The sequence below is a fragment of the Legionella sp. genome (assembly GCF_049790535.1).
Taxonomy (GTDB): Bacteria; Pseudomonadota; Gammaproteobacteria; order Legionellales; family Legionellaceae; genus Legionella.
The window spans coordinates 1-19,207 of sequence record NZ_JBAQZB010000072.1 but is presented as its reverse complement, the minus strand read 5'-3'; the positions used below and the strand labels follow the sequence as shown (position 1 = coordinate 19,207).

Genomic DNA, 19,207 nt, shown 5'->3' with positions numbered 1-19,207 from the left:
GATTATTCTTGATAGCCTATAGGCAGCAATTAACTAGATGTCAAAAATCACCCAATTGGTTATAAATTTAAATAATTAATTTCGCGCTACCATCTAATTAGGCTTAGATACCCCTAATTCTTGACCTTATCTATAAGCTCTAGTTATGATGCATTATCTATGTTTGTTAAGAGTAATTTTATGGACAGTTTGAATGAGTTATTACGTCCCCGATGGGGCTCTGAAAAATGGATTTTAGAAGGATGGGAAAAAATCAATTCCGATGAAAAAAAACTCATCACAGAACGTCTGAATGAATTATTTAAAGACGGTCTACCTTTTGATATCAAACATGATAAGTCACTCTATATTTACGCATTTTCCCTTTTAGCGCAGTTGGAAGTTTTAGCGATTCAAATACCGCTAAAATTTCAGGATAAAATGATCAGTCAAGAAAATAAAGAGAGGATGCATACCCAACTACTGGATGAGATTTTCCACGGTTTGGTATTTACTAAAATTCTTTACATGCTATGCGATCCTTATGCCCTACCACCTGAATACAACAATAATGTTGAAATGCTATGCAACTATGTAAGAAACGAAGAATGTCCTAAAGTTGCAGTAATGCTGTTAAATTTAATTGCAGAAGGCTGGATTGAAGAAGGATTTAAATGTTATGCACAACAAAATATTGCTCCTAAAGTATTTAAAGTAATTCTTGCTGATGAACATCGTCACGTCTGTGAGGCAGATCTATATACCGACGTAGGCTTACCTGATCGCACTATTATGAAAAAGAAGCTTGAATATCTGGAAGAACAACTTCTGGTTAACTTTTTTTTGCAACACCGGTATGTAATTGCAGCATCTGCTTTACTAGGTTTTGAAGGTATGAGTAATTTTATGCAGTCGTTGAATGCAAAACATCATCAGCAATTAAAGAAAATTAATCTTGAACCAAGCAAAAAATGGATTACATTCATGCAATTGATGCAAAATATGTTGCCAATAATTCATGCCTATTCACAAAAGCATCAAGAAATAGAAATGACTCCCATGCGTAAAATTCTAATGACACAGTGGGATAATTCAAGTGAGGCAACAATGGTGTCTCAATCAAACATTGATGTGAGCTGCATCGATTTTTTCAATAAAAAATTCCCATCAGAAACATTAACTACATTAATGATGCAATCTATAAGTCTGTGGCTAAAAGAAAACGAAGTATATCGCAGCTACTTACATTATAGAAAATTATACCAAAGCAAAGAAGCTTATGTGGGAGTTATTGCACTGCTACCTGGTTGTGGTGATCATATGGGAACCATAGCATTTGCAAACTGCCATGAAATGAGCGTTGCTGAATTGAGCCAACGCATTCGTGATATTTTACCGATGATGGTTTATTGCTATAAAAGACGTGAAGAATTAGAAAAAGCCTATCCTCATCTAAAACCTTATGATGAAAATAAGCTTCTTGACTTTGCATATAATGTCTATGGATACCCTTTGCCAGGAAGCTCTATAGTCACCATTAGCAATGTAGGTCCGTGGGGCTATACTGATGCAAAATCTCCTTTGCTTAAAAATGAATCAGTAAAATTTGTAATGATGCAGATTGAGCGAAAACAGGTATGGAATAAAAAAAGGCAGACATTTGAAATTCAAGATCATTTACCTATTTCAATCAGCGCGGATCATCGAATTTTTGATGGAAATACTCCTGTACCTCAAATGCTTAACGATGCATTTCAACGCATGTTCCAAAAAATGAACGGGGACCTAATAGAACCTATTCAGCAGGTAAGAAAACCTATTAATAGCACCCACTTTATTAAAAATGTAGAAGCAATGCTAAATCTTAACGTTGATTTTGGATATAAATATATAAATGCACTCCAGACCGTTTGGGCAGACTTTCTTACTCCAGAAAGCTTATTAACATCAATGGAGTCAATAAAAGCTGCTACGAAAAGTATTTTTGAAAATTAAAAAGATTTATTTTCATTTAAGAAACACTTTTAAATAAGAATAGAAATCGTTTTACATCTTACTTATCTCCTCTTCCTCTAAGTTCTTTTTTATTCACTGGAGGCCTAGAGCATTTGATATTGAGATGATCTATACACCGATTTTCTTAATTGATTTATGATAGGATAATTTGTTGAATTAATTCTTCCAAAATGTTTATTCGTGCTGTTCTCTTTACTTGCATTACCCCAACCATTAATTCATAATTTATCACCCTGATTTTCTTCTGGATCAATATGTCAGCATCATTAATTGATGGAAGGGTTTTAGCCTCTATACGTCGAAATGAATTAAAACAACAAGTGCATGCTCATGTACAAAATGGACATCGAGCTCCAGGCCTTGCTGTAATACTCATTGGCGCAGATTCAGCTTCATCTATTTACGTGGAGAACAAACGAAAAGCATGTGCAGAAGTAGGTATTCTTTCTCACTCATATGACTTACCTCAAGAAACCAGTCAGAAAGAGTTAATCCAGCTTATCGACGAATTAAATAATTCCAGTGAAGTAGATGGAATTCTAATTCAATTGCCTTTACCCAAACACATAAACGAATCAGTAATAATCGAGCGTATTAACCCTAAAAAAGATGTTGACGGCTTTCATCCCTACAATTTAGGGAGATTAGCACAACGGAACCCTTTATTACGTCCTTGTACCCCCTTAGGAATTATGAATCTGTTGCACCATTACCAACTCAATGTGAAAGGGAAACATGCCTTAATTGTTGGTGCTTCAAATATCGTCGGCCGACCTATGAGTCTAGAGCTACTCATGGCTGGAGCAACCGTGACAATTTGCCATCGGTTTACACAAAATTTAGATAAATTGGTGCGAATTGCTGATTTTGTCATCATCGCTGCTGGTCATATGGATGTGATTGATGTGGACTGGTTGAATAAAAATCAGGTAATTATTGATGTTGGTATTCATCGTTTAGCTGATGGCAGTATTCGTGGCGATGTAAATTTTAAAAAGGCACTCAATAAGGTGGCTTGGATAACTCCGGTCCCTGGCGGTGTAGGTCCTATGACTATAATGACCTTGCTTGAGAATACCTGGATAGCAGCATTGAAATGAGGAATGCAGCTCATGCTTATTGACCGGTCTACTTATCCAATAATTCCCAATCAAATTCACCACTTAATTCATCAAAATCATCCTTAAACTCTTCTTTTAAACGCTTATGCTCAAATCGATCTTCCAGCATAATCAGAAAACGATTTATCCTCATAATCACGATGTACTTTCATAAAATCCCCTTTTTACTTTCTTAAAAAAGAGTATAGTAGAAAAAAATTCTAATCTGTTATAATTCATAACACTACTCTTTAAATAGACTACTTCAATGCTCAGTTACCAACACGGATACCACGCCGGCAATTTTGCCGATGTCATTAAACACGTCGCCTTAACACGATTACTGAACTACTTAATCATTAAAGAAAAATCCCTGTTTTTTCTTGAGACACACGCAGGAAAAGGCATTTATGACTTAAAAAATAAACAGGCCGAAAAAACAAAAGAGTACAAGCAGGGCATAAACTTTATTTGGCCTGAACGAAAAATGCTGGCGCCAGTTTTTCATGAGTATCTAAACATCATTATGCAACTCAATGCAACTGAAGAATTAAAGTACTATCCGGGATCACCTTTTTTAGCGATCAATCAGTTACGATCTCAAGATCGGTTGTATTTTTGCGAATTACATTCAACCGAATTTGCAGCACTTAATCAATTATCTACTCTTAATAAAAAAGTTCATTTCAGTAATGAGGATGGCATAACAGCCATGAATGCCTTATTGCCCCCTCCTGAAAAAAGGGGTTTAATTTTTATTGATCCTTCTTTTGAAATTAAAAATGAATACAAAGATATTCCCGCAGCAATAAAACGAGCATATATTCGTTTTTCAACTGGAGTATTTTGCTTATGGTATCCTATAGTTAACAGACAACTAGTAGAAAAACTGGATAGAGGAATGAACACGATCAATGCAAAAAATTCCCTGCGCATCGAATTTAATTTGACTATGGCACGAACTACGGGTATGTCAGGAACAGGTTTATGGGTGATTAATCCTCCTCACACTTTTGCCGAAGAAATGAAAGCTGTATTAGATACATTAAGAACCTATTTTAACCCAGGGATTTCTTCCTATTTAATTGAGACTAACTGACATGTTCCTTATTCCTATTCCTGCATTTACTGACAATTATATCTGGGCGATTCTTGATAAAAATGCTGGTGTTTTTGACTGCGTTGATCCAGGTGATGCAAACCCCGTTTTGCAATTCGCGCAGGCGCGACAGCTTGAACTGCGCTCTATTTTGTTAACCCATCATCATTATGATCATATTGGTGGGGTAGACATATTAATCAAAAAATTTCCTTCATGCCGTATTTATGGGCCAATGGATCCGCGTATACCCAATGTCAACCATCCAGTAACAGAGCATCAAATTTTGCAAGTGGGTCATTATTTATTCAAAGTTCTATTTAATCCAGGACATACCTCCACCCATATTAGCTATTACGAGCCTCATGAAGAATGGCTATTTTGCGGTGATACCCTTTTCTCAGCAGGCTGCGGCAGAGTGTTTGATGGGACATTAAATGAATTACATCAATCAATGTTACTTTTTAATTCGTTACCACCAACAACAAAAGTTTTTTCGGCCCATGAATACACACTGAAAAATTTACGATTTGCGCATACTGTAGAACCCAATAATCAATTTATTAAAAATTATTTACAAAAAATAAAAGCTCAATCAAACTCTTGCACCCTACCTTCTACTATAGAAAAAGAACGATTAATTAATCCTTTTTTACGAACTGATGTACCTGAAGTACAAGCCTACGCACGCCAACATGGAGGGATATCTCAGGACTCATTAGAAATATTTCGTGTACTCAGAGAGCAAAAAAATACATTCCAATAATTAAACAAAAAGAATTCATTAAAAACTTTTTGAGTCGTTAAAAATCACAAAGGGTTTAATCCTAGAAGAAATTTTAGTAAACTGGTTAATTAATAAAGTTTTCAGGTAAATACCATTGAAATTTAAGTTAAGCTATGTTACTAATTTATTTCGAAAAACTCGCCGAGCCATAAGAGGGGATGTACTGAATTGGCAACAGACCCTATTAAACTTAATAAAAAAATTTTTATTAAGCTTCTTCTTTCTTTGGGGTATTACCCCTCCAGTAATTGCTCACGTAACTCCCGATGTATGGGATGTACTTCGTAATCAATTTATGTTAAATCACGAGACTTCTCGCACTGAAGTACAAGAACAAATTCAATGGCTTATTGCTCACCCAGGCTACCTTAAAAAGGTATGTCGTCAATCTGAACCCTACATCTATCACATTATAGGTGAAATCAAAAAAAGAAAACTTCCCGGTGAGTTGGCCTTACTTCCGATGATTGAAAGTGCGTATGATCCCTTTGCTTATTCAGGCGTAGGAGCAGCAGGCTTATGGCAAATAATGCCAGGTACAGGAGCTGATTTTGGATTAAAACAGGATTGGTGGTTTGACGGAAGACGCAGCATCCGCCCTTCGACCGAGGCAGCACTGAACTATCTAGTTTATCTAAACAAATTTTTTGAATACAATTGGATATTAGCCATTGCCGCCTATGATGCGGGTGAAGGCACCGTTGCTCGAGCTATTAAAACCATACACTCAAATCGCGGTATGCGATTTTGGGACTTATCCCTACCCAGAGAAACTCAGGTTTATGTCCCACGCCTGTTTGCATTAGCAGAAATAATAAATAATCCACAGCGATATAAGTTAATCCTCCCTGAAATACCCTATCTTCCATATTTTGAAGAAGTTAATATTGGTAGCCAAATCGATTTAAGTCATGCTGCTAAACTAGCAGGAATTAGCTATAAAGAATTAATTCAATTAAATCCTGGATATAATCGCTGGACTACTGCTCCTTATAAACCCTTCAAATTGTTAATTCCTACAGAAAAAGTACATCAGTTCAATTTTAATCTTGCTCATTTTCCTGAAGATAAACGCGTTAGTTGGACCAAACATCAAGTAAGACAAGGCGATAGTTTGGATAATATTGCCATTCGCTATCACACAACAGTAAATTTAATTAAACAATTAAATCAATTAACAACAACTCGTGTGAAACCGAATCAATCCATTTTAATTCCCAGTACAAAAAATGCACCTGTTATTGCTAAAAAAGAAATCGCCATTGCGAAAACAACACCTTATGGAACCTCAAGTAAATTTAAAGGTCCAATTAAGGAGGTTGCTAATCGTCGTGTAATTCATATTGTTCAGGGAACTGACAGTTATCAACGTTTGGAAAGAATGTATGGGGTTAGTACTGCGGAAATCCAAAGCTGGAATAAATTATCCGTTCGTCAACGATTACGCACAGGACAACAATTAATAATCTGGAAAAAAATAAAACAACCTAAGCAATATATAGTTCGTAGTGGAGAGAGCTTGAGCGTTATCGCGAAACGAAATCAAACCGAGGTAAATAAAATTCTTTCGTTAAACCCAGAAATTATGCGCAATAAAACGCTACAAGTGGGACAGAAAATACTTATTGGGTAGGAGAAAGAAACACTGTTTTAACTATCTAGTTACAAATATTTTGCCTTTTGGAATGATCCTTGCATGAGTGCATAAAAACTTGTGTTATACTTAAAGTAACTTGTTTTTAGTATTAATTAATATGAAATTACTATTTGATTTTTTTCCCATAGTGTTATTTTTTATCGTATATAAAACCACTGATATATATAGTGCTACAGCAATTGCGATGGTGGCTTCATTAACCCAGGTAGCATTTTACCGCTTAAAGTTCCAACATTACGAAAAAATGCATTTGATTAGTTTGGCAATAATTATGGTACTTGGTGGTGCAACTCTCTTCTTTCATAATCCATGGTTCATTAAATGGAAACCCACCGGGATTTATTGGCTTTCTGCCCTAGTTTTTTTTAGCTCAAGCTTCATTGGCAGCAAACCACTGATTCAAAAAATGATGGAATCTAACGTTTCCTTGCCTGGAAAAATATGGCACAGGCTAAATTCAGCCTGGGCGTTATTTTTTATTTTAATGGGTGCAGTGAACCTTTATGTTGCCTATCATTATGATACAAATGCCTGGGTGAACTTTAAATTATTTGGCGGTGTTGGTTTTACTTTGCTTTTTGTATTGATTCAAGCTTTTTATCTAACAAGACATATGGAAGAAACTGGGCTTGAAAAACGATAGGAGCAACAACAATGAGACTATTGTTAGTTGAAGACGATGAGCTATTAGGAGATGCCGTAAAAACAGGTTTAACCCAATTTGGTTATGTTGTCGACTTGCTAAAAGATGGGGAAGCTGCACGTGCAGCATTAAAATCTGAATCATTCGAATTAATTATTCTTGATTTAGGCCTGCCTAAATTATCAGGACTAGCCCTCTTACAAAACATCCGCAATGAGGGTAATTCAACACCAGTGATTATTCTGACTGCTCGTGAATCAGTAGAAGATCGCATTAAAGGCTTAGATAGTGGTGCTGATGATTATCTGGTCAAACCTTTTGATTTAAATGAATTAAGTGCTCGAATCAGAGCTTTAATAAGACGATCACAAGGTCGCGCTGATTCAGTACTGCAATACAAAAACATTACCTTGGATCCGGCTGCACATTCCGTCCTGGTTGATGAGATATTAGTTAATGTGCCCCGCAGAGAATTTGCATTGTTGCAAAAACTTTTAGAAAACAATGGTCATGTTTTATCTCGTGAACAACTGATGCAAAGTATCTATGGCTGGGATGAGGAAGTAGACAGTAATGCACTTGAAGTGCACATTCATAATTTGCGTAAGAAATTAAATGCCAATTTCATACGCACTATTCGCGGCGTAGGTTATATGGCTGAAAAAAATGATGGTGTTATTGCATCGTGAACTTGTCCATCCGAAAGTTTCTTTTGTTCAACTTATTATTAGCTATTACAACAACAACCACATTAACAGCTATTGGTAACTATTATCTGGATCAAAAAGACATACAAGATCATTTAGATACCTTGATGGCTGTTTCTGCCTTATCCTATCAAGCTTTGCTAGGAGATGATGTTCATCAGCGTCCTCTGGTAAAAATTCAGAATAACTTAGAAACAATTCCGCAAAAAATCGAGACTTTTTACCAAAAACGATTTTTAAATTATATACCTCCTGAGGATTATGTAGACAAATTCAATTTTCAGGTTTGGACAAACGGTGGAAAGTTATTATTGCATTCATCAACAGCCCCTAAAATTCCTCTCACCTCTGAAATTGATGGCTTTAGCGATAAAAAAATAGGCAATAAAGATTGGCGAGTTTTCACCACTTATAATGATAAAGCAGGTATTCGAACCGTTTTAGCGGAGCGTTATGATACTCGAAACGAATTAGGTCATCGAATTGCACAGGATGATCTTTACATTATGCTTCTAACATTTCCTTTATCTGGATTATTAATCTGGATCATCATTGGTCGAGGTTTAGATAGCCTCGATAAAGTAGCAGAAGAGGTAGCTAACCGCGCTCCCAGTCATCTTGAACCAGTAGATCTGCAGGAAGTACCAGAAGAAATTAAACCTGTAATTGATGAGTTGAATAAATTATTTTTTAGACTTAAAGAAGGATTTGAACGTGAAAAACGTTTTGCAGCAGATGCAGCACATGAGCTGCGCACTCCCCTTGCTGCACTTAAAACGCAGGCCCAGGTTGCGCTGCATACAAATAATATGGAAGAAAAAAATCAGGCATTACAAAAATTAATTGTCAGCGTGAATCGTAGTACACACATTGTACAACAGCTACTAACCATGAGCCGTCTCGTTCCTGAAGCGGCTCATATTGACGGAAAAGATAAAGTTAATCTGAGTCGCTTAACTCGAGAAATACTCGCTATGCTAGCTCCTACAGCGGTAGAAAAACAAATTGATCTCGAGTTTGAGAGTAATGCCGAAAATTTAAATATTTATGGAAACTCAACTGCATTAGGCATATTAATTCGCAATCTTGTTGATAATGCCATTCGCTATTCTCATGAACACGGCCACATTAAAGTTTATCTTGCTAAATCGCAAGACAATGAGGTAATGCTCGAAGTTCGCGATAATGGCCCAGGAATTCCACATGAATTAAGAACACGCGTTTTTGAGCGCTTTTTCCGTGTTTTGGGAAACAAAAGTCCAGGTAGTGGATTAGGGCTTGCCATTGTACAACAAATTTGTGAACTACATAACGGACGTGTCGTATTAAACTCACCCAAAGAAGGTAATGGACTTATTGTAACTGTGTTTTTACCAATTAAGACAGAAAAGAAAGTAAAAAAACTTTTGCGAAGGTAACTCTGCGCTTGCTGCATGCTTTTTGCGCGTTCCAAATCGACTTAAAACTACCCTTCCATACATACTGGTCGCTATTATTTTTCTTATGCTTATCGCACAGATAAAATCTGTAAGGCCTCGCGAATTAATTGCTCACAGCCTTTATTCCCGTCATCAATTTTATTTACTGCTTTTAACGCTTCTTGAGGTTTATACCCTAAAGACTCCAAAGCACTAACAGCCTCATCCTGACCACGCACTAGATATGTTGGCTTTTGAAGCATATTAGAGGCTGATTCAGAAAATTGTTGTATGCTATCGCGCATTTCAATCACCAAACGTTCTGCTGTTTTTTTACCTATGCCGGGTAACTTTGTTAAAAAAGCTGCATTCTCCTGTTTAATACATTGAATAAACTCCTTAGGAGTAATACTCGAAAGAATAGCCATAGCCATCTTTGGGCCAACACCATTTACCTTAATTAAAGCCCTGAATAACATTCGTTCCTGTTTATCTAAAAAACCATACAACAACAAAGCATCTTCCCGCACAATAGTATGTATGTGCAAACCAATTGAACCACTTAATACATCCAATTGAAAAAAAGTATTTAATGACGTTTCGACGTCATATCCTACTCCGTGAACATTCAAAACTAATTTTCCCGGTTGATGCTTATCAACAATTTGTCCATCAAGCCATCCAATCATCGTTTCCGTTTCCTTATTCTTATGCCCCGTTTACCTAAAACAGCAGAAATATTATGACGCATATGACTATGACAAATAGCGATTGCTAAAGCATCTGCTGCATCACTCTGCGGTGCGTTATTCAGCGAAAGCAAATTGACTACCATATGGCTTACTTGTACTTTTTGAGCCGCCCCATAACCAACTACTGTTTGTTTGATCTCTCTAGCCGAATATTCACTTACTTTAACACGATATGAAGCAGCAGCAACCATAGCAACACCACGCGCATGTCCCAATTTCAATGCTGAATTAGGATTTTGATGCAGAAAAACCTGTTCGATAGCTACTTCCATGGGCGAATAATGATCCATTAATTGACAAATACCATCATAAATTTGTACTAATTTCTGACATAATTCACCATCAGCTGAAGTACGTATACAACCACTGTCAATGTATTCTATTTTCTGGCCTATTTGTCTTATCAACCCGTAACCGGTAACGCGTGAGCCAGGATCTATTCCTAAAATAATGGTCATTAACTTATTGATTCTAATAATTTTTCTGAAAATTCAGCATTACTATATACTTCTTGAACATCGTCCAAATCTTCCAGCATATCAATTAATTTGAGCAAGCTTTCTCCAGATTCATCGTCAATAGGCACTAAAGTTTGAGCACGCATGGTTAAATGAGACTCCTCAATACTTAAATCTGCATCATTTAAAGCATTTAATACGGTATGATATGCTTCCACAGGAGTAATTACTTCAAGTTGGCCATTCTCAACAAAAACGTCGCCAGCTCCAGCATCAAGAGCAACTTCCATTACTTGATCTTCTGATAATCCAGATACCATAAGGATTTCACCTTGATTGGTAAACAGATATGATACTGAACCATCTGTTCCTAAATTACCACCGTTTTTGGTAAAAGCATGGCGAACTTCTGAAACAGTACGGTTTTTATTATCTGACAAACAATCCACTAGCACGGCAATTCCACCTGGACCATAACCTTCATAACGCATAGCCACCATCGTTTCACCATCAAGACCACCAACTCCGCGTTTAATAGCATTATCAATCGTGTCACGTTTCATATTCGCATTGAGTGCCTTTTTAACTGCATCTCTTAACCTTGGATTAGATGACTCATCACCACCACCCATACGAGCTGCTACAGTTATTTCACGGATTAATTTTGTAAATATTTTTCCGCGTTTTGCATCCTGAACTCCCTTGCGAAATTTAATATTCGCCCACTTACTATGACCTGCCATGATAGTACCTCTAAACTTTATTATAATTATAGAAAATTTAGGTTAAATTATACATGCTCTATAGCCAAAAAGCTCCATGATCCTATATGCCTTTATACTTACTGAAAGTTACTCTTTATATACTCAAATCATTTACATCTGCTTGTTGTTTTTCATTAACTTCAAGTCTAAGATTAGTTAATAAATCATTGAGCCATGTATCTACATTATTATGTAACTTAAGAGAGGATTTAGTAAAAAAACCAAAAGCTTGTGCTGATTCATTATAAGAATGACGTCTTCCGCTAATTGACTCTGAGTCTCCATTTGATTTAATAATGGGTAATAATTTTCCTGTGGCTAAAGATACTGGTCTAAAATATGCAATGAATGAATCTAAAGACAGATTGATATTCTCCAGCACAAAATCAAGTTGGTTTGTATCGGTTATTATAAAAATAACAGCATCTAACGTTTGGATTAATATTTCAAGACTTAATCTAATAAAACTATTCACAAGGCTTGCAAATAGTACAAATCCTCCTTGTTTTAAAATCTCACCATTTCCAGGAGAAGTTAAATTAATAGCCGAACTAACTAATTTATATACATCTACTAACAGCTGACTAACTGCTTTTAGTGTAATCCATGTCAGTTGAATCATTAACTCTAGGGTAATAATTCTCGGTAAGATTAACGCAGCAAATACATAGAATGGTAATGCTATGAGAATGAAAGAATTTATGCCTTTATATTGTATAATGAATTCGGAAATTACTTTTAGTGCATTAAAATACTTAGGAATGCTGTTTGCTGTAAGTAATAAAGTGATAAAATAAACCCCCATAATCTGTCCCCAGGAAGGCAAATTTAAATTGGTTAATTGCTGCAACCAAAATGTATTTATATTTTGTATCTTATCAATAAACTCTTCAGTTAATAATTTTTTTAGCTGCTGATTTGCGTCAATAATTGATGAAATCAATAAATCAAATTGGGAATTTTCAGGCAAATCATTAGACAATATCCCTGTTAATTTTTCTCTAAGAAGGCTCTCATCTAATTCTCCTGTACACTGCAACTGTTTTTGTAGAAATTGTAAAATAGTAACAACAGAATTATTCCTAATAATTTGCATAAAAAATTTAATTTTAGAAAAATCACCCAAAAACAAATTAATATCATTAATTAAACGAAAATTTAGTTGTCCATCCATAAAAAGTGACAACACAAAAATTAATCCCACATTACTACTTATTATATTTAACGCATCAACTAAGTCTTCAACACTTGAAGCGTCAGTTTTAATTAAATTAATTGCCGATATTGCCCTGTTTATTATCCAAGCATTGCTACTTTTTTCTTTATAAAGGATGTCGTATTGTTTGTTGAGCAGACAATCTTTTGCCCGGGTTATATCGTTTATCAAGATATTACAAATCGGTTTCGGAATTTGTATTTCATAGTGCAATTGTTTATCTGGATGAAAACGTAATGCTCGTACTTTGTAAGCTTTTTGAATTTCACTTTCGCTAAACTCCATATTAAATCGAGTAATATCAAGATTTAATATTCTACATAAATCCGTTTTAGTAATAATAACATCATCATCAAACATACTGGTATAGAGTGAAGTAAACATGTAAATTATCCTTAATTAACCTGTAATAAAAGAGGGAAAATTATATTAATGAAGAACCTTGAAAATCAAGTTTGTACAAAAAACAACATTTCAAATCATAATGTTCTTTTTTTTCTGTTGTACCATCGCTTCCTTTCATGGCACACTAATTTTAGGTTAAACGAAAAATCTTTGAACAACACAAGGAGATAAACAGTGTATTTGCATGGTTTTGGTAATTATCATCAAAGCGAGGCGGTTCCAGGAGCACTTCCCAGTAACCAAAATTCACCACAAAACTGTAATTTAGGTCTTTATGCAGAACAGTTAAGTGGTACTTCATTCACCCGCCCTCGCCATAACAATTTGCACAGCTGGCTTTATCGAATCCTTCCGTCAGTAGTACAGGGAAATTATTCTCTTTATAAAAAAGAACTAATTAAACCTTATTTTGCAGAGCAATCACCTAACCCTTTACGTTGGTCGCCGATGCAAAACAAACAAGAGAAGAGCGATTTTATTGATGGATTATTTCATATTGCTGGCAGCCATCTGGTAAATACTTACCTTTACCATTGTACTCTTTCCATGGAAAACAAATATTTTGCTAATCATGATGGAGAACTGCTATTTGTACCTTATTTGGGTGAAATTAATTTACATACTGAATTTGGTAAGTTAAATGTTTGTCCAGGTATGATTGCCGTTATACCAAGAGGTGTTAAATTTAAACTTGAAGTAATGAGTAAAGAAACTCAAGGATACTTATGCGAAAATGGGGCTAATCCGCTCACACTACCGCAATTAGGACCTATTGGTGCGAATGGTTTAGCAAATCCGAGGCACTTTAAATACCCCGTTGCTGCCTATGAACAAACCAATTCTTGCGGGAAAACATCAATACTTATATGCAAATACCAACATAAATTATGGAGGGCTACTAGCACTCATTCACCCCTTAATGTGGTAGCCTGGCATGGAAATTATGCACCTTATTGTTATGATTTAAGTTTGTTTAATACGATTAACACGGTAAGCTTTGATCATCCTGACCCATCAATTTTTACGGTATTATCTTCAGAAAGTGACACTCCTGGTGTTGCTAACTTGGATTTTGTTATTTTCCCCCCACGCTGGATGGTTGCAGAACACACGTTTAGGCCACCCTATTATCATCGTAATTACATGAATGAACTTATGGGTTTAATTCGGGGTGAATATGATGCCAAGAAAGAAGGATTTTCAATCGGCGGCGTAAGTATTCATAATTGCATGACTCCCCATGGACCAGATCAGATAAGCTATCAAATGGCGACTACCGAGAAATTAAAACCTGAAACTTATCTTAATACTTTAGCAATTATGTTTGAAACTCGAGATGTCTGGCAAGTTACTGAGCAAGCAATGAACCTTGCAGAAAGACAAAAAGATTATACTAATTGCTGGCAAAAACTTAAGCCTCACTTTTCAGATTAACTAAGAGCACTTAACAATCCAGTATTTAAATGAAGAAAACCCACTGACCGCTAATTTTTTAATAGTTGATTAATGCTCCTATTGGGCCAAAGCCGAGATAAGTACATAGAAAAATATTGCATAATTTAGAAACATATGTTATAAAATTTATCATTTTTTACTGAGATAAATATGCCCATTAAACTTAACAAGGCCCATTTACAGACTTTGGGACTGGACATAAAGCGGTTAGAAAGCTTGTCGCCAGAAAAACAGGAAGAGCAAATCAAAAAAGCCTGGAGAAAGTTGGCTCTGATGCATCATCCTGATAAAGGCGGTGCGACTGAAACTTTTCGAAAAGTTAATGAAGCTTATACCTCACTTACAAGACAGCATGACCCAGAGAGTAGGTCAGGTTATGATATTGACAGTTATTTTACTAAATCTGAAATTGATATTCCAAATGATGCTTTTGATGTATTCATGCAAGATGGAATAGCTGAAGTATTTGCCGATTTAAGGAAAAAATTTAGAGAGCTACAAAGTGACAACGAGAAACGACAATTTGCTGCTTATTATGCTTCTTTCTTGACTTTGGCGGAAGAATTAGAGAGTCGGGAACAGGAATTAACGCGTATACGTGCAAATGCATTATATCACCAGCAGCACCAAGAAACCTTAGGAGGATTCATCCAGCTTGAATGGAGAATGCTTGTTATTCGTCTTTTTGCCGAAGAGTATTTGGATGATTTCCAATATCGTGAGGTTTTGTCAACGGGCAATTTCAGCCCCATTCTTGCAATGCGCAAACTGGCTTCTCCTGTTAAATGGTTGGCATTAATTACAGCAAGCCTTGATCTGCTGTTTCGTGGCACAGGAAATTATTTGACAAGGCATGGTAACAATTGTGGACAGGCCGTGTATTTTCTCGGCTCACCTATCAGTATCATCAATTTTTTTGTTGAATTAATAGCTATGCCGGTAAACAAAATTATTAGGCCATTAGCCCATTCTACAGGAATCCATCCGGCAGTTTATACAACCTTATTATCATGTATTGGAGCAGGAATAACCTATGGGATCATGGTGGGGTTATTGACATTTTCTCTAGTGAATATACAGTTTCTCTTACCCGTTTTCACCATAGCATTAAATCTTTATTCCATATATGTTACTTATGAAGTAATAAAAAATTTGATAGATTTGGGCAACAAAAATACTGCAATACAATTTGGTTTAATTTTTGGCCTTGGAATCTTGATAAATTTTATACCTACTTCTGCACCGATTATCGATTTGATGTGGGTAGCCGGTGATCTTTGCTTTGTTAATACTTGTAAAGAAATACTGAATGAAAGACCTATCGAATTTTTACCTTTACCGGATAAGCAAGTTTCTAAAGAGCTTAAAGACACAACGATACTAGGCTATACAAAAGCAAATCAGTCTCATCGGTTTTTTGGTACACCTAAGGATGCCGATTTTAATAATCAGCGAACGTTCTGGCAAAAAAACAGTAGCTTTTTTGGTGTTGATTTGGTTAATACTAAAAAAGCAAAACCAACATTTGATGAATCTGAGCCAGTATTGAGGATAGGAGGATACTAAAATAAAGAAAAATAGTTCACGGAAAGCTTGATGTAGCTGATTCTTCTTGTTTTTGATAAAATAAGAACCATATGTATAATCATGATACTTATTTAGAATCTCTAGTAGAAGAAAAAACAATAACATTTGTTCCTTATAAAGCCAATAGACATTTATTACCTGAAGAGATTATTTCTGATAAATCAAATCCTGTTGAGCATCTAAAATCATTAAAGCAAAAAGAAAAACCTACAGGCAAAGTCGAGAGGAGAATAGAACAATTTGAAAACTCATACGAGAACATAAGGATGAAAAAAATCAACATCCTTCATTAGATGAACTAAAAAAAAAGTTAAAAGCAATAATCAGATCATAAAAGAAGAGGAAAGTGAAGGAACCCCTCATAAATTCAATTAACTTTAGATTACTTTAAAAAAATTACTACTAAATCAGAACAATTTTAATCCAGCATAACAGAAAACGGAAGGTCCCTCTACCGATGGTCTTCTGCTACACAATCTGGGTATAATTTAAAACAAATCTTCTTGTGTTAATCCTACTTTTTCTAACAAACCACGCAGAGTTTTCAATGCTTCAACTTGAATTTGACGCACTCGTTCGCGGGTTAAATCAATTTCCTTACCTACATCTTCAAGCGTCGCTTTTTCAAAGCCACGAAGACCAAAACGTCTGGCAATTACTTGCTGTTGGTTCTCAGTCAACTTATCTAATAGCGATTCGATATGTAAACGTAAATTTTCATTAGTTAATAACTCCGCTGGATTAACACTGTTTTCATCAGCTATAGTATCAAGCAATGATTTATTATCATCAAATCCTATAGGCGTATCAACAGAAGCAACCTTATCATTTAATCCTAGCAATTTTTGCACATCTTCTAAGGGCTTATCTACAATTTCCGCAATTTCTTCAGGAGATGGTTCATGATCCAACTTCTGGGTAAGTTGCCTGGCAGCCCGTAAGTAAACATTAAGTTCTTTGACTACATGGATTGGCAAACGAATCGTTCTTGTCTGATTCATAATTGCACGCTCAATAGTTTGTCTAATCCACCAGGTAGCATAAGTTGAAAATCTAAAACCACGATGTGGATCAAATTTTTCAACTGATTTCATCAGACCCAAATTTCCTTCTTCAATTAAATCAAGTAATGGAAGACCACGATTTAGATATCGTCGAGAAATTTTAACAACCAAGCGCAGATTGGATTCAATCATTTTCTTGCGAGCAGCAATATCTCCTTTTAAAGCTAAAATTGAATAGTGCACTTCTTCCTCAGCACTGAGCAAAGGTGAGAAACCTATCTCACTTAAATATAATTGAGTTGCATCCATCATTTTAAGAGCATTTTTGCCACGAGCAAAAGAAGGAAAGGCGGTATCATCCGAAAAATCAGGAAAGTTAGAATCGTCATCATCTACCTTTTGAGCAACTGAATCAAGATCTTCCTCTTCTATTAATAGCGAATCATCATCCGGTTCAGACCACTCTTCGTCTTTAATCTCTGTTTCTTTAATTGATTCATCTTCTTTAATTGATTCATCGTCATCCTGCATGATTTCACCTGTAATGTTGAGTCGTGCCTTAAGATTTATTACATCTTTTCAGATTGTCATCCCATCACAAAATCTCTTCCAACATGACGAGCTGCAACTATAACCATTGGTATATAATTATAACTCTACTAAACACTATTGTTGCTCTAACTGCAGGTTAAATGTCAACCTTTTTGTAAATAATTCAATGGGTTGACTGGAATACCTGCTTTTCTGATTTCAAAATGAACACCTGTGTACTTATGATCAATAATGCCTGACTCGGCGATTATTTGACCTGCTTTAATATGTTGCCCTTCTGAAACCATAATTTTTGCATTATTGCCATAAGCCGTTAAATATTCATTACTGTGTTTAATAATGATTAAATTACCATATCCTGCCAAACCACTACCAGCGTAAGCAATAACACCACCGGAAGCAGCAATTACTTTTTCACCCTGTTTACATGCAATATTTATGCCTTTTTTACCTTGTTGTGGAATAAATGAGGTGACTACGCGTCCACTTACTGGCCATAACCAACCTGAGGAAGAACGAGCATATCTATTATGTATTGGAGAATAAATAACTCTTTGTGGTGGCTTAAATCGATTCTTACGTCTTTGTAACAAGATTCGATGTTTAATACCTTGTAAACTTAAAACCTGCCCAACTCTTAAAGAGTATGGAGGTTTAATATGATTTAAACGAGCAAGAGTACGAAAATCAGTATCATAACGAAACGCAATAGCATAGAGCGTTTCACCACGCCGCACCGTATGCGTTTTTTGATATCTTAAATAAGGTTGCCATTTTAACTCAGTTACAGGGGCTAAATTTGATCCACAACCGACAAGAGTTGCCACAAGAAAAAAACATAAATATCTTTTGTAAAATGTTAGTGTCATTTCATGCCCTACGGAAATAATTCATTAAGTAAATAAATTTACTCCATTCAGCCAACTAGATAACTGATCAAACATTTTATAATTCGTCATATCCAAATGAAGAGGAGTTATTGACACATAACCTTCATTCACAGCGCAAAAATCAGTTCCAGCTCCAGCATCTGCCGCTTGTCCAGGTAAACCAATCCAATAAATAGGTCGTCCGCGAGGATCATGAGCTTTAACCATTGGCTCAGCACCGTGTCGTGTTCCCAAACGTGTTACCTGCAATCCTTTTATTTGCTCAATAGGTAGATCTGGAACATTCACATTTAAAATAGTTTGTGAAGGTAAACTGTGCGTACTTAATTTTTTTACTAATTGTTTGGCAATAAGGGCTCCTGTTTTATAATGTCGAATAGTATCACCCACCATGGACATAGCAATCGCAGGTAAACCTAAATAGCGCCCTTCCATTGCTGCAGCAACGGTACCAGAATAAAGGATATCATCACCTAAATTACCACCCTCGTTAATTCCAGAAACTACCATATCAAAAACTGGGCTTAAAAACCCTGTTACCGCCAGATGCACACAATCTGTCGGAGTGCCTTCAACACTATAATAACCATTTTCCAACTGCACCACTTTTAATGGACGAGTCAAACTTAATGAATTACTTGCACCACTTCGATTTCGATCAGGAGCAACCACCTCTATTTCTACAAAAGTATACAGCTCTTGAGCTAAAATATTAATC

Annotated in this window: 19 protein-coding genes; 11 read left to right on the top strand and 8 right to left on the bottom strand. The window is 35.8% G+C overall.

Annotation, left to right across the window (positions count from 1 at the left end; genetic code table 11):
• The first annotated feature begins 180 nt into the window (after nucleotides 1-180).
• Both WA877_RS04085 and folD read left to right on the top strand, forming a co-directional pair.
• The gene (locus WA877_RS04085; RefSeq protein WP_425169660.1) at nucleotides 181-1,974 is read left to right on the top strand and encodes a 2-oxo acid dehydrogenase subunit E2; all 1,794 of its coding nucleotides are present in this window, start codon (nucleotides 181-183) and stop codon (nucleotides 1,972-1,974) included.
• A gap of 275 nt (nucleotides 1,975-2,249) precedes the next feature.
• Nucleotides 2,250-3,095 carry a bifunctional methylenetetrahydrofolate dehydrogenase/methenyltetrahydrofolate cyclohydrolase FolD gene (gene folD / locus WA877_RS04080; protein WP_425169659.1) on the top strand — a complete coding sequence of 282 codons (846 nt, stop codon included), beginning with the start codon at nucleotides 2,250-2,252 and terminating at the stop codon, nucleotides 3,093-3,095.
• A 28-nt stretch (nucleotides 3,096-3,123) separates the two neighbouring features.
• Here folD and WA877_RS04075 read toward each other — a convergent pair whose 3' ends face one another.
• Entirely contained in the window at nucleotides 3,124-3,249 is a 126-nt protein-coding gene (locus WA877_RS04075) for a hypothetical protein (protein ID WP_425169658.1), read from the bottom strand.
• A 114-nt stretch (nucleotides 3,250-3,363) separates the two neighbouring features.
• Between WA877_RS04075 and WA877_RS04070 the strand changes: the two genes are divergently transcribed.
• From WA877_RS04070 to WA877_RS04045, 6 genes are all read left to right on the top strand, one after another.
• Nucleotides 3,364-4,194: a 23S rRNA (adenine(2030)-N(6))-methyltransferase RlmJ gene (locus tag WA877_RS04070; protein ID WP_425169657.1), complete on the top strand. Its 831-nt coding sequence runs from the start codon at nucleotides 3,364-3,366 to the stop codon at nucleotides 4,192-4,194.
• 1 nt (nucleotide 4,195) lies between these two features.
• Complete coding sequence (gene gloB, locus WA877_RS04065) at nucleotides 4,196-4,960, top strand: hydroxyacylglutathione hydrolase (protein ID WP_425169656.1); 765 nt, start codon at nucleotides 4,196-4,198, stop codon at nucleotides 4,958-4,960.
• 253 nt (nucleotides 4,961-5,213) lie between these two features.
• Nucleotides 5,214-6,614 carry a LysM peptidoglycan-binding domain-containing protein gene (locus WA877_RS04060; protein WP_425169669.1) on the top strand — a complete coding sequence of 467 codons (1,401 nt, stop codon included), beginning with the start codon at nucleotides 5,214-5,216 and terminating at the stop codon, nucleotides 6,612-6,614.
• A 121-nt stretch (nucleotides 6,615-6,735) separates the two neighbouring features.
• Nucleotides 6,736-7,281 carry a septation protein A gene (locus tag WA877_RS04055; RefSeq protein WP_425169655.1) on the top strand — a complete coding sequence of 182 codons (546 nt, stop codon included), beginning with the start codon at nucleotides 6,736-6,738 and terminating at the stop codon, nucleotides 7,279-7,281.
• Between the two features lie 11 nt (nucleotides 7,282-7,292).
• The gene (locus WA877_RS04050) at nucleotides 7,293-7,970 is read left to right on the top strand and encodes a response regulator (RefSeq protein WP_425169654.1); all 678 of its coding nucleotides are present in this window, start codon (nucleotides 7,293-7,295) and stop codon (nucleotides 7,968-7,970) included.
• Complete coding sequence (locus tag WA877_RS04045; protein ID WP_425169653.1) at nucleotides 7,967-9,406, top strand: ATP-binding protein; 1,440 nt, start codon at nucleotides 7,967-7,969, stop codon at nucleotides 9,404-9,406. The genes WA877_RS04050 and WA877_RS04045 overlap by 4 nt, the downstream gene beginning before the upstream one ends.
• An 89-nt stretch (nucleotides 9,407-9,495) precedes the next feature.
• On the opposite strand, the gene ruvA is transcribed toward WA877_RS04045, so the two are convergent.
• The 4 genes from ruvA to WA877_RS04025 form a co-directional block, all read right to left on the bottom strand.
• Nucleotides 9,496-10,095: a Holliday junction branch migration protein RuvA gene (ruvA, locus tag WA877_RS04040; RefSeq protein ID WP_425169652.1), complete on the bottom strand. Its 600-nt coding sequence runs from the start codon at nucleotides 10,093-10,095 to the stop codon at nucleotides 9,496-9,498.
• A complete protein-coding gene (ruvC, locus tag WA877_RS04035) occupies nucleotides 10,092-10,616 on the bottom strand; it encodes a crossover junction endodeoxyribonuclease RuvC (RefSeq protein ID WP_425169651.1) in 525 nt (174 codons plus the stop codon). The genes ruvA and ruvC overlap by 4 nt, the downstream gene beginning before the upstream one ends.
• The gene (locus WA877_RS04030) at nucleotides 10,616-11,359 is read right to left on the bottom strand and encodes a YebC/PmpR family DNA-binding transcriptional regulator (RefSeq protein ID WP_425169650.1); all 744 of its coding nucleotides are present in this window, start codon (nucleotides 11,357-11,359) and stop codon (nucleotides 10,616-10,618) included. Before WA877_RS04030 ends, ruvC begins: the two co-directional genes overlap by 1 nt.
• A 115-nt stretch (nucleotides 11,360-11,474) precedes the next feature.
• Nucleotides 11,475-12,980: a hypothetical protein gene (locus WA877_RS04025; RefSeq protein WP_425169649.1), complete on the bottom strand. Its 1,506-nt coding sequence runs from the start codon at nucleotides 12,978-12,980 to the stop codon at nucleotides 11,475-11,477.
• A 195-nt stretch (nucleotides 12,981-13,175) separates the two neighbouring features.
• On the opposite strand from WA877_RS04025, the gene hmgA reads away from it, so the two are divergent.
• The 3 genes from hmgA (at nucleotide 13,176) to WA877_RS04010 (ending at nucleotide 16,336) form a co-directional block, all read left to right on the top strand.
• Complete coding sequence (gene hmgA / locus WA877_RS04020; protein ID WP_425169648.1) at nucleotides 13,176-14,435, top strand: homogentisate 1,2-dioxygenase; 1,260 nt, start codon at nucleotides 13,176-13,178, stop codon at nucleotides 14,433-14,435.
• Between the two features lie 171 nt (nucleotides 14,436-14,606).
• A complete protein-coding gene (locus WA877_RS04015) occupies nucleotides 14,607-16,022 on the top strand; it encodes a J domain-containing protein (protein WP_425169647.1) in 1,416 nt (471 codons plus the stop codon).
• 71 nt (nucleotides 16,023-16,093) lie between these two features.
• Complete coding sequence (locus tag WA877_RS04010; RefSeq protein WP_425169646.1) at nucleotides 16,094-16,336, top strand: hypothetical protein; 243 nt, start codon at nucleotides 16,094-16,096, stop codon at nucleotides 16,334-16,336.
• Between the two features lie 195 nt (nucleotides 16,337-16,531).
• On the opposite strand, the gene rpoS is transcribed toward WA877_RS04010, so the two are convergent.
• From rpoS to surE, 3 genes are all read right to left on the bottom strand, one after another.
• On the bottom strand, nucleotides 16,532-17,578 hold the full coding sequence (rpoS, locus tag WA877_RS04005) for an RNA polymerase sigma factor RpoS (RefSeq protein WP_425169645.1): 1,047 nt from the start codon (nucleotides 17,576-17,578) through the stop codon (nucleotides 16,532-16,534).
• Between the two features lie 164 nt (nucleotides 17,579-17,742).
• Nucleotides 17,743-18,468, bottom strand: coding sequence for a peptidoglycan DD-metalloendopeptidase family protein (locus tag WA877_RS04000; protein ID WP_425169644.1), 726 nt, complete (start codon nucleotides 18,466-18,468; stop codon nucleotides 17,743-17,745).
• Between the two features lie 24 nt (nucleotides 18,469-18,492).
• The gene (surE, locus tag WA877_RS03995; RefSeq protein ID WP_425169643.1) at nucleotides 18,493-19,206 is read right to left on the bottom strand and encodes a 5'/3'-nucleotidase SurE; all 714 of its coding nucleotides are present in this window, start codon (nucleotides 19,204-19,206) and stop codon (nucleotides 18,493-18,495) included.
• Nucleotide 19,207 lies beyond the last annotated feature (1 nt).

What these genes read in the sequence shown, in the direction of transcription:
- WA877_RS04075 (WP_425169658.1), bottom strand. Translation starts at nt 3,249, where the DNA reads ATGAGGATAAATCGTTTTCTGATTATGCTGGAAGATCGATTTGAGCAT.
- WA877_RS04055 (WP_425169655.1), top strand. Translation starts at nt 6,736, where the DNA reads ATGAAATTACTATTTGATTTTTTTCCCATAGTGTTATTTTTTATCGTA.
- WA877_RS04070 (WP_425169657.1), top strand. Translation starts at nt 3,364, where the DNA reads ATGCTCAGTTACCAACACGGATACCACGCCGGCAATTTTGCCGATGTC.
- rpoS (WP_425169645.1), bottom strand. Translation starts at nt 17,578, where the DNA reads ATGCAGGATGACGATGAATCAATTAAAGAAGATGAATCAATTAAAGAA.
- WA877_RS04015 (WP_425169647.1), top strand. Translation starts at nt 14,607, where the DNA reads ATGCCCATTAAACTTAACAAGGCCCATTTACAGACTTTGGGACTGGAC.
- WA877_RS04010 (WP_425169646.1), top strand. Translation starts at nt 16,094, where the DNA reads ATGTATAATCATGATACTTATTTAGAATCTCTAGTAGAAGAAAAAACA.
- gloB (WP_425169656.1), top strand. Translation starts at nt 4,196, where the DNA reads ATGTTCCTTATTCCTATTCCTGCATTTACTGACAATTATATCTGGGCG.
- WA877_RS04030 (WP_425169650.1), bottom strand. Translation starts at nt 11,359, where the DNA reads ATGGCAGGTCATAGTAAGTGGGCGAATATTAAATTTCGCAAGGGAGTT.
- folD (WP_425169659.1), top strand. Translation starts at nt 2,250, where the DNA reads ATGTCAGCATCATTAATTGATGGAAGGGTTTTAGCCTCTATACGTCGA.
- WA877_RS04085 (WP_425169660.1), top strand. Translation starts at nt 181, where the DNA reads ATGGACAGTTTGAATGAGTTATTACGTCCCCGATGGGGCTCTGAAAAA.
- WA877_RS04050 (WP_425169654.1), top strand. Translation starts at nt 7,293, where the DNA reads ATGAGACTATTGTTAGTTGAAGACGATGAGCTATTAGGAGATGCCGTA.
- ruvC (WP_425169651.1), bottom strand. Translation starts at nt 10,616, where the DNA reads ATGACCATTATTTTAGGAATAGATCCTGGCTCACGCGTTACCGGTTAC.
- WA877_RS04000 (WP_425169644.1), bottom strand. Translation starts at nt 18,468, where the DNA reads ATGACACTAACATTTTACAAAAGATATTTATGTTTTTTTCTTGTGGCA.
- WA877_RS04025 (WP_425169649.1), bottom strand. Translation starts at nt 12,980, where the DNA reads ATGTTTACTTCACTCTATACCAGTATGTTTGATGATGATGTTATTATT.
- ruvA (WP_425169652.1), bottom strand. Translation starts at nt 10,095, where the DNA reads ATGATTGGATGGCTTGATGGACAAATTGTTGATAAGCATCAACCGGGA.